Origin of the sequence: Actinocrinis puniceicyclus (assembly GCF_018283645.1) — a bacterium.
GTDB lineage: Bacteria > Actinomycetota > Actinomycetes > Streptomycetales > Catenulisporaceae > Actinocrinis > Actinocrinis puniceicyclus.
The window spans coordinates 1-9114 of record NZ_JAGSXH010000171.1; the positions used below are offsets into that span (position 1 = coordinate 1).

Genomic DNA, 9114 nt, shown 5'->3' on the forward strand with positions numbered 1-9114 from the left:
CAGCGACCGCGAGATGCGACTGCTGAAGGAGCGGCACGTCAGACCACACGAGTTCCACGGCGAGTGGAACTACGACCTGATTGCGACCGAACCGCCCGAATGAGCGTGTCGTTCATTTCCAGGCCCTAACTACGGCGAGGATGCCGGCGATGAAGGCCGCGATCTGCGGGTCCGCCAGACGGGTGTAGACGCCCGGCACGCCGGCGACCGCGCACCCCGCGCCCCAACTGGTGATCGCGACCTGGATCCACCCGCCCACGGCCGCGTCGGGGACCAGCAGCGGTCCCCCGCTGTCGCCCACGCAGGCGTCGTGCCGGCCGTCGCCGCCCGCGCACAGCATCAGGTCGGTGCGGACGGCGGGCTCGTCGCGTCCGTTGAACACCGCCGCGCAACGCTGGTCCGCGAGGATCGAGACCCGGGTCTGCTGCAGGGCCGCTGGATACTCGACGGGACCGTCGCCGTCGGGGCGCTGGGCTGCGGTGGAACCGAAGCCGATCACGGTCGCCTGGACGCCCGGAGCCTGCGCGGACCGGTCGCCGGCCGCGACGAGACGCGGGGCGGGGACCCCGACGGTGGGACCGGACAGATGCACGAGCGCGACGTCGTAATCCTCTGTCGCGTCATCGTAGGCGGGGTCGATGGACACCTTGTCGACCGCCCGCGGTTGTCCCCCTGCGCCGAAGGCGTCGACTCGGCCGATGATGGCCGTCAACGTCCCGGGGCTGCGCTTCGCAACGCAGTGCGCGGCGGTGAGCACCCACTGCGGGCGGACCAACGTGCCGCCACAGTAGGGATAGCCGTTCTCCATGAGCGAAACCATGAACGGGAAGTCGCCGCGCGGTGCGGTGGTGCCGCCCACGATCGCGTGCGCCGTCACGGGCAACGCCGCGTTGGCGCAGACCACGCAGAAGGTCGCGACCGCGGCGCAGAGCGGCGCCCTCCAGCCGGGATTCCTGCGGCGGCGACCACGGCCTTCGTGGGCCGCTGCGTGCGGTCGTAGTGGGTACAGGCGAGGTGAGCGGCGGCGCTGGGCGGACGTGGCGGCAGACATCGGCGGCTTTCAGGCGCGACGGGCATGATCGAAGGTGCGTCCATCGTCGCCGCCCGGAAGGCCGGACGCCCGCTGAAGGCGTCGCGTCTCACCCGAACGACGGACGCGCGCGGCCCGGAAGGCCGAAGCTGCCCCGGAAGGCCGAAGCGGTCCGCGCGGCGCGGGTGTGCCGAACCGACACGGGCCTGCCGAATGGAATTTGATCCGCCGCGCGAATCCGATACAGTTCATCTCGTTGCCGGCGGTCCTCAACTACGGACCGATCGGCGACGGAGCGGCTGATCAGGGCGGTGTTCGCCAGGGCACGGTCTGACAGAGGCTCGCGCGGACGTGGCTCAGTTGGTAGAGCATCACCTTGCCAAGGTGAGGGTCGCGGGTTCGAATCCCGTCGTCCGCTCGCGTGGATTTCGCCGTGTGACCGGTTTGCGGTCGGCGGCGCATCGCAGCGCGGTGGCGTGGCCGAGAGGCGAGGCAACGGCCTGCAAAGCCGTGTACGCGGGTTCAAATCCCGCCGCCACCTCCGCGGAGGACGGACGTGACGCCGAGACCGGTTTCGATACCGAGGTCTCGGCGTTTTTCTTGACGCGCTCGGCGTGCAGCCTGTCCGTGCGCTGTCGATGAATCGGCGTGTCCGCGGTGATCACTCGTTCGGCTCTGCGGCGAGCGCGCCGCGGAGGCGGCGAACCGGCCGTTCCGGCAATGTTGGCATATGCAGGAACTGATTGCCCGTCGAAAAGCGCAGACCTACCGCGGCATGGTGCGGATCGAGGGCGGCACGTTCCTTATGGGCAGCGCCGAGTTCTATCCCGAAGAGCGGCCGGTGCACACCGCATCGGTCGGCGGATTCTGGATGGACCGGCACTTGGTGACCGTGGCGGAGTACCGCCGCTTCGTGAACGCGACAGGGTACGTCACCGTCGCCGAGCGCATGCCTGATCCCACCGACTACCCCGACGCGCCGCCGGAGGCGTTGGTGCCGGGGGCGCTGGTGTTCCGCATGCCGCCCGGGCCGGTGAGCCTTGAGGACTGGCGGCTGTGGTGGTCGTTCGCGCCCGGTGCGAACTGGCGGCATCCACTCGGCCCCGGCAGTACGTCGGACGGGCGGGAACTGCATCCCGTGACGCAGATCGCGTACGAGGACGCGCTGGCGTACTCGACGTGGGTCGGCAAGTGCCTGCCTACCGAAGCCGAGTGGGAGTTCGCGGCACGCGGCGGCCTGGAGGGAGCGGTGTTCGCGTGGGGGGACGAGTTCACGCCCAAGGACCGGCGGATGGCCAACACGTGGCACGGCGAGTTCCCCTGGCACTACTCCCCCGACCCGGATGCCTATCGCCTTCCCGGGACGACGCCGGTCTGCATGTATCCGCCGAACGGCTACGGCCTGTACGACATGACCGGGAATGTGTGGGAGTGGACTGCCGACCACTTCACGGAGGATCACGGCGGCGCGCTTCCGGGGCTGCCTTACGCGTCGATCAACGCGTACTCGGACGGGGTGCCTCCTGAGCAATCCCAGGATTGCTATCCGCGGCGCGTGACCAAAGGCGGTTCGCACCTGTGTGCGCCGAACTACTGCCTGCGTTACCGTCCCGCGGCGCGCCAAGGGCAGACCGAGGACACGGCGACGTGCCACCTCGGTTTCCGCTGCATCGTGCGCGACTGATGCCGTTTACGGCCCGCCCGGAGATGAGCGCGGCTTGCAGGCGCAGCGCTGCGCTCATCTCCGGGCGGGCCGTATGGCGCCTCAGGGCACGACTGTGACCGGCCACCTGCCGGTCTTGACCAGCCGTACCGCGACGGAGCCGAGTATGCGGTGCCCCGCGCGCTCGGAGGCTCCGATCACGACCGCGTCGGCGCGGATGCGGTCGGCCAGTTCGATCAGCCCGTGGTAAGGGTCGCCCTCGGCGGTGTAGAACTCCCAGCGCACGCGCTGTCCCGCGGGGATACGCTCGACGCCTTCGCGGATCTGCCGCTCCAGGTCGGCGGCGTTCTCAAGGCCCACCTGGGCGAGAGCGGCGCCGGCCTGCGGCGTGGCGGAGCCGATCGGCCGGAAGTAGGCCAGCACGAGCTTGGCGCCCTGCCGCCGGGCCAGGCCGCCGGCGTAGGCGGCGGCGCGCATCGAGGTTTCCGAACCGTCGACACCCGCCAGGATCACCAGCGGGCCGTCGGTCCCGAGTTCGAACGCTGTCTTCTCGACCATCAGCCGTCCTGTCACCGCGCTCCGTGTGCCCTGTTTTCCAGGGTGAGCGTACCGAGCGCGGGGCCGCGGGCTGAACGGCTCCGGCGCGGGATGCGCGATATATGCGCGGCTTCGCCGCCACGGCGTGCGCGCAGTGGTCTCGTCAGACTTCTTGACAGATGCATGGTCTAGTCCAATTATGGCCAGCGGTGGTCCATACCACATGCGGGTCCGGTCCTCACGCGGCCGGCTCCCGCGCAGCCCGGGCCACTGCTGCACGCGTCCGGCGCGGCTACGGCGACGCCTGGCCGGCGCGGTACGACCGGTGCGCCGCCCCCGCAGGGCGCACTCCGCGTTCCGCCTCATCAGCCGTAGCGTCCCGCTGGAGTATTCATGCGCTCACCCACCGCAGGAAAATCCGCCCGACCCCGTCGCGTCCGCGCCGCCCTGGCCACCCTGGCCGCCACCGCCGCGGCAGCCGGGCTCGTGCTCGTCGCCGGAGCGAGCGGCGCCCGGGCCGACACCGCCGTGCCGGCGCACGTGTTCGCACCCTACTTCGAGGCGTGGACCGGGGACGACCCGGCCACTGTCTCCGCGCAGTCCGGCGCGAAGTACCTGACGATGGCGTTCCTCCAGACCGCGTCCGCCGGCTCCTGCACGGTCGACTGGAACGGCGATACCAGCATGCCGGTCTCCTCCTCGACCTTCGGCAGCGCCATCAGCACGATCCAGGCGAACGGCGGCAACGTCATCGCGTCCTTCGGCGGATACACCGCGGACAGCACAAACACCGAGATCGCGGACAGCTGCACGAACGTCGGTTCCATCGCCGCCGCCTACGAGAGCCTGGTCACCACGTACCACGTCACCCGCATCGACCTGGACACGGAGGCGAACTCGCTGACGAACAGCGCGGGCATCGACCGGCGTAACAAGGCGATCGCGCAGGTGGAGAGCTGGGCGGCGAGCACCGGCCACACGGTGCAGTTCTCGTACACGCTGCCGACGACGACCTCGGGCCTGGATTCCGCCGGCCTGGCGGTGTTGCGCAACGCCGTGGCCGACAGCGCGCGCGTCGACGTGGTGAACATCATGACGTTCGACTACTACGACGGTGCGACGCACGAGATGGCGACCGACACCGAGAACGCGGCCAACGGCCTGTACAACCAGCTCGGTTCGCTGTACCCGGCGAAGAGCGCGGCGCAGAAGTGGGCCATGATCGGCGTGACCGAGATGCCCGGCATCGACGACTACGGCGCCGCGGAGACCTTCACCACCGCCGACGCGACGACCGTGTACGACTGGGCCGCCGGCCGGGGTATCAGCGAGCTGTCGTTCTGGGCGCTGCAACGCGACAACGGCAACTGCCCGGGCACCGGCGGCCAGGACAACTGCTCGGGCATCTCACAGAGCCAGTGGTACTTCAGCCACGTCTTCGAGCCTTTCAGCAGTGGGACGACCAACCCGGGCAACGACTTCTCGCTCTCGCTCTCGCCGTCGTCCGCCGCGGTGAACCCCGGTTCGTCGACGACGGCCACGGTGAGCACGGCGGTGACGTCGGGCTCGGCGCAGTCGGTCAGCCTCTCGGCAGCGGGCGCGCCGTCCGGGGTGACCGTCTCGTTCAACCCCGCGTCGATCACCGCCGGCGGCTCCTCCACCGTCACCTTCGCGGCCTCGTCCGCTGCGCCGGCCGGCACGTACACGATCACGGTGACGGGTACCGCGGCATCGGGCGCACACAGCGCGACGTATTCGCTCATGGTCAACGGTTCAGGTGGCGGCGGATCGGGTTCGCCGGCCAACGGCGGCTTCGAGAGCGGCGGCCTGAGCCCGTGGACCGGGCAGACCGGTGATGCGGTGGTCTCCGCTCCGGTGCATTCGGGCAGCCACGCCGCGCTCATCGCGCCGACCTCCGCTCAGACCGGCGAGTTGGACCAGACGCTGTCACTGAGCCCGAACACCGGCTACACGTTGACCGGCTGGGTGCAGGGTAGCTACGCGTTCATCGGAGTGAGCGGCGGGGCGAGCGCGAGCACGTGGACCTCGTCGAGTTCGTGGACGAAGCTCACGGTGTCGTTCACCACCGGTTCCTCCGGCACGGTCACCGTGTATGTGCACGGCTGGTACGCGCAGGGCAATGTCTACGCGGACGATTTCTCCGTCAACTGACGGGTAGTCGCACAACGGCGCCGCCGCCGGGCCGGGCCGCCGCGGCGCCACGGACTCGCCGTCCCGTCTCCCGCGACCGCACTTCGCGCGAGGCGGGGCGGCGATCAGCGCTGCGAGATGCTGCCGCCGAGCAGGCCGGCGATCATGCTGTCCACCTGGCCGATCCGCGCGGCCAGGACGGTGGTCGACAGCAGGAAGCCGAACAGGACCGCGACGAGGGCGTGCGAGGACTTCAGGCCGTCCTTGCGGATCATGAACAGCACGGCCAGGCCGAGCAGCAGCGTGATCGGGATGGATAGGTGCATGAGACGGAGCCTCCTTCCGGCGTGGCGCCAGACGGATTCCCCCGAGGGACAACTCCAGCGGGCGGTGCGCGCGGATGCACAGGCACACGGGTGCGCCCTTGCGGCCGCCGCGATCGGGTGGCGGCCCGCCCACAATCGATCTTAGCCCTCCGCAAGCTTCGGCGGCGCAGGCGGCCAGCTATTCTCGGCACGTGTCGAGTACCGAGCCGAGCCACGCAGAACCGTCCGCCGTCAGGCAGCGCAGTCGCGCTTACCGCAACGGAGAGTTGGTCGCCGAGGGCTTTCCCATGGCCGACTTGTCGGACTGGCTGGAGCAGGACGGCACCACCGTCTGGTTCGACCTGCCCGATCCCTCGCCGCAGGAACTGAACGAACTGGCCGAGGAACTCGGCTTGCACGCGCTGGCCGTGGAGGACGCGGTCAAGGGGCGCCAGCGCCCGAAGCTCGACCGCTACGAAGGCCACGAGCTGTTCACGGGGTACGCCGTCCGAGTGCTCGACGGCCTGCACCTGCGCACCGTGACGATCACCGCTTTCATCACCCGGCGCGCGCTGATCACGGTGCACCAGGGCGGCGAGTTCGACATCGACGACGTGGTCGCCAGGTGGGACAACTCCGCCGACCTGGCCGCGCACGGCTGCGGCTTCCTGCTCTACGGGCTGCTCGACCACGTCGTGGACAGCTACTTCGCCGCGCTGGACGTGCTCGACGACGCCGCGGAAGAGCTCAGCGACCGGGTCTTCGACTGGGACGGGGGCCCGGCCCGCGACGAGGTGCGCCGGCTCTACGAACTGCGCCGGGGACTGCTGACCGCGCGCCGGGTGATCGCGCCCATGCGCGAGGTGATCAATTCGCTGATGCGGCTGCGGCGGGACCTGGGCGGCGGATCCTCCGAGATGGCGCCGTACTACCAGGACGTGTACGACCACGCGATCCGGGCCGCGGACTGGACGGACAACCTGCGCGACCTGATCGCGACGGTGCGCGAGACCCAGCTGACCATCCAGGGCAACCGGATGAACCTGATCATGAAGAAGGTGACCAGCTGGGCCGCGATCATCGCGGTGCCGACCGCGGTGACCGGCTTCTACGGGCAGAACGTGCCGTACCCGGGATTCAGCACCCAGGCCGGATTCTGGACCTCGACCGGCATCATGCTCGCGCTGTCCGTCGGGCTGTACGTCGCCTTCCGGCTGCGCGACTGGCTGTAGAGGCCCCGAACAGCCCCTGGACCGCCCTCAACGCGACTCAGGGGCCGCCGACGGCCCCGGCCGGCCGAGGGCGAGACCGGTGGTGGAAAAGACCCACGGGTCGGCGCGCAGGTCCGCGTCGCCGGAGTTCACGGTGCCGTGCGGTTCGAAGAACAGCAGCCTGGTGCCGGGCTCGGCGGAGGGTTTGTGCCGCACGCCGCGCGGGACGGTGAACAGTTGCAGCGGCCCGAGCACGACCGGGTCGAGACCCTCCAGCTCGATGGTCAGGCGTCCCTTGACGACGAGGAAGAACTCGTCGGTATCCGGGTGGCTGTGCCAGACGTAATCGCCCTCACCGTTGGCGATCTTCACGTCGTAGTCGTTGACGGTCGCGGCGATGCGCGGCGCCCACAACTCGGCGGCGAAGGAAGCGTAGGCGCTCGGCAGATCGACGGGGCGCGGTTCGTCGCCGGCAGCTGTCATGGGGCGTCTCCTGACGGTTCGTCGGGCGGATTACGCGGCGCGGGCCGGGCGGCCGGACGCTGCGGGGCGCCCGGGCCCGCCCAGCTCCGGAGCCGGTCATCGGTGCAGTGACAGACCCTTGAGCGCCGCGTCGACGTCGGAACGCGGGCCGTACACGGCGATCCCGGCCAGAGCCATGTCGTCGGTGGTGATCTTACGCACCACCGCCCGATTGTCCTCATCGTTGAATGTGCCGAACAACTCCTCGGGATACACGGACATGGCCAGGCCGCGGTCCAGGGCACGGCGATGTGCCTTACGCAGTTGTGCGGGAGCGGCTGCGAAGACCAGGACCGGCTGCCCGAACATCGGCAGGTAGCGCACGTCCGACGCGTCTAGGTAGGGCTCGCCCACGGTACGCGGCGCGGTGGCCGCGATGCCGCTGACAGCGAAGGCTGTGACGTTCAGCTTCTGCCAGGACGCCAGGCTCTCCCGCACCACGACGGCGATCTTCGTGTCTGGCGCCGGCCCGGATGCTTTGTCGTTCATGGGAACGATCGTGTGCCGCGGCGGGCGAGCCGGTCTTGGACGCTCGTGCGCCGCGGCGTGGTACGGCTGGTGCAGAATCGAGGTGTGAGTGAGCCCGTGCGCGTGGCTGAGCGGGTGCCGGACTGGGCCGTCTACTGGCGCGCGCCCGGGAGCTCGATCGAGGTCATGCGGGCGCACTTCGAGACGCACCGGTACCACCGGCACAGCCACGAGACCTACTCCTTCGGCGTCACCGAGTCGGGCGCGCAGACCTTCACCTGCCGCGGGGCCCGCCGTACGAGCGCGGCGGGCATGGTGATGGCGTTCAATCCGGACGACCCGCACGACGGCCACGCCACCGACGCGTTGGGGTTCACGTATTCGATCGTGCACATCCCGGACTGGGCGGTGAACGACGTCCTGCGCGACCAGCGCGGGCGGAGGGTCGGGTCGCCGTTGTTCGCGGAACCGGTGCTGCGGGACCGTGCGGCCGCTGATGCGCTTCGCAGGCTGAGTGCGGCGGTGGCCGGCGGTCAGTTGCTCGCGGCACAGGAGGCCCGGGACGCCGCGATCCGGGCGCTTGTGCGTTGCACGCCGCTGCGCACAGGCATGGTCTTCGGGCCGGAGCGGGAACGGTCGCTCCCGGGACGGCACGAGGCGGGCTTGTCGCGCGTGCGGGACCTGCTCAGCGCGGAATACGCGCGGGAAATCGGGGCCGACGAGCTTTCGGCTTTGGCCGGTTGCAGCCGGTTCGCGCTGTACCGCGCCTTTCGCGCCGAGTACGGCATGTCGCCCGGGGACTATCAGCGGCAGTTGCGTCTGCGGGCCGCGCGAGCGCTGTTGAGCCAGGGGTTCTCCCCCTCGCACGCGGCGGCGGAGACCGGCTTCAGTGATCAAGCGCACCTGACCCGGTGGTTCGGGCGCTGTTACGGCATCACCCCGGCGCGGTACCGCGCGGCGGTGGTCGATGACCCCGCGGAACCGTCCAGACGTGCGCGTGCGTTAGGTGCTTGAGAACGCCGGATACCGGCACCGTGCACATCGTGTGCGGCTACGCGCCGTATGCGGGCCATGAGGCTGCACGTATCGATCGGGTAGTTAGGGCTCGTCGCTAAATTATCTTTACATGTCCTGATTGTCCTGCCAGGATTCTGCTATGGCTGTGGTCATGGAGATCGACGAGCGGGTGCTGGCGGCGAAGTTCGAGGCGATCCTGCCGCATCTTGA

Annotated in this window: 9 protein-coding genes and 2 tRNA genes; 6 read left to right on the forward strand and 5 right to left on the reverse strand. The window is 69.8% G+C overall.

Annotated elements, in window-relative coordinates; all coding sequences use genetic code 11:
* Positions 1-112: 112 nt before the first annotated feature.
* Positions 113-877 carry a S1 family peptidase gene (locus KGA66_RS26490; RefSeq protein WP_211471862.1) on the reverse strand — a complete coding sequence of 255 codons (765 nt, stop codon included), beginning with the start codon at positions 875-877 and terminating at the stop codon, positions 113-115.
* Positions 878-1375: 498 nt separating this feature from the next.
* Between KGA66_RS26490 and KGA66_RS26495 the strand changes: the two genes are divergently transcribed.
* From KGA66_RS26495 to KGA66_RS26505, 3 genes are all read left to right on the forward strand, one after another.
* A tRNA-Gly gene (locus tag KGA66_RS26495) sits at positions 1376-1448 on the forward strand.
* 52 nt (positions 1449-1500) lie between these two features.
* A tRNA-Cys gene (locus KGA66_RS26500) sits at positions 1501-1571 on the forward strand.
* Between the two features lie 189 nt (positions 1572-1760).
* Positions 1761-2714, forward strand: a complete 954-nt coding sequence (locus KGA66_RS26505; protein WP_211471864.1) for a formylglycine-generating enzyme family protein — start codon at positions 1761-1763, stop codon at positions 2712-2714.
* 81 nt (positions 2715-2795) lie between these two features.
* Here KGA66_RS26505 and KGA66_RS26510 read toward each other — a convergent pair whose 3' ends face one another.
* Positions 2796-3251, reverse strand: coding sequence for a universal stress protein (locus KGA66_RS26510; RefSeq protein WP_211471866.1), 456 nt, complete (start codon positions 3249-3251; stop codon positions 2796-2798).
* Between the two features lie 372 nt (positions 3252-3623).
* Here KGA66_RS26510 and KGA66_RS26515 point away from each other — a divergent pair, with 372 nt between their 5' ends.
* The gene (locus KGA66_RS26515; RefSeq protein ID WP_211471868.1) at positions 3624-5402 is read left to right on the forward strand and encodes a glycosyl hydrolase family 18 protein; all 1779 of its coding nucleotides are present in this window, start codon (positions 3624-3626) and stop codon (positions 5400-5402) included.
* Positions 5403-5506: 104 nt separating this feature from the next.
* On the opposite strand, the gene KGA66_RS26520 is transcribed toward KGA66_RS26515, so the two are convergent.
* Complete coding sequence (locus tag KGA66_RS26520; RefSeq protein ID WP_211471870.1) at positions 5507-5707, reverse strand: hypothetical protein; 201 nt, start codon at positions 5705-5707, stop codon at positions 5507-5509.
* A gap of 191 nt (positions 5708-5898) precedes the next feature.
* Between KGA66_RS26520 and KGA66_RS26525 the strand changes: the two genes are divergently transcribed.
* Positions 5899-6918, forward strand: coding sequence for a magnesium transporter CorA family protein (locus KGA66_RS26525; protein ID WP_211471872.1), 1020 nt, complete (start codon positions 5899-5901; stop codon positions 6916-6918).
* A 27-nt stretch (positions 6919-6945) separates the two neighbouring features.
* On the opposite strand, the gene KGA66_RS26530 is transcribed toward KGA66_RS26525, so the two are convergent.
* Together KGA66_RS26530 and KGA66_RS26535 are read right to left on the reverse strand one after the other, a co-directional pair.
* Positions 6946-7380, reverse strand: coding sequence for a cupin domain-containing protein (locus KGA66_RS26530; protein ID WP_211471874.1), 435 nt, complete (start codon positions 7378-7380; stop codon positions 6946-6948).
* A gap of 96 nt (positions 7381-7476) precedes the next feature.
* Positions 7477-7908 (reverse strand): DUF2000 domain-containing protein, encoded by a 432-nt coding sequence (locus tag KGA66_RS26535; protein WP_211471876.1) that lies wholly within the window; start codon positions 7906-7908, stop codon positions 7477-7479.
* Positions 7909-7992: 84 nt separating this feature from the next.
* On the opposite strand from KGA66_RS26535, the gene KGA66_RS26540 reads away from it, so the two are divergent.
* On the forward strand, positions 7993-8901 hold the full coding sequence (locus KGA66_RS26540; protein WP_211471878.1) for an AraC family transcriptional regulator: 909 nt from the start codon (positions 7993-7995) through the stop codon (positions 8899-8901).
* Positions 8902-9114 lie beyond the last annotated feature (213 nt).

Excerpts from the sequence above, each read along its gene's own strand:
- KGA66_RS26505 (WP_211471864.1), top strand. The coding sequence starts at position 1,761 with ATGCAGGAACTGATTGCCCGTCGAAAAGCGCAGACCTACCGCGGCATG.
- KGA66_RS26510 (WP_211471866.1), bottom strand. The coding sequence starts at position 3,251 with ATGGTCGAGAAGACAGCGTTCGAACTCGGGACCGACGGCCCGCTGGTG.
- KGA66_RS26515 (WP_211471868.1), top strand. The coding sequence starts at position 3,624 with ATGCGCTCACCCACCGCAGGAAAATCCGCCCGACCCCGTCGCGTCCGC.
- KGA66_RS26520 (WP_211471870.1), bottom strand. The coding sequence starts at position 5,707 with ATGCACCTATCCATCCCGATCACGCTGCTGCTCGGCCTGGCCGTGCTG.
- KGA66_RS26530 (WP_211471874.1), bottom strand. The coding sequence starts at position 7,380 with ATGACAGCTGCCGGCGACGAACCGCGCCCCGTCGATCTGCCGAGCGCC.
- KGA66_RS26535 (WP_211471876.1), bottom strand. The coding sequence starts at position 7,908 with ATGAACGACAAAGCATCCGGGCCGGCGCCAGACACGAAGATCGCCGTC.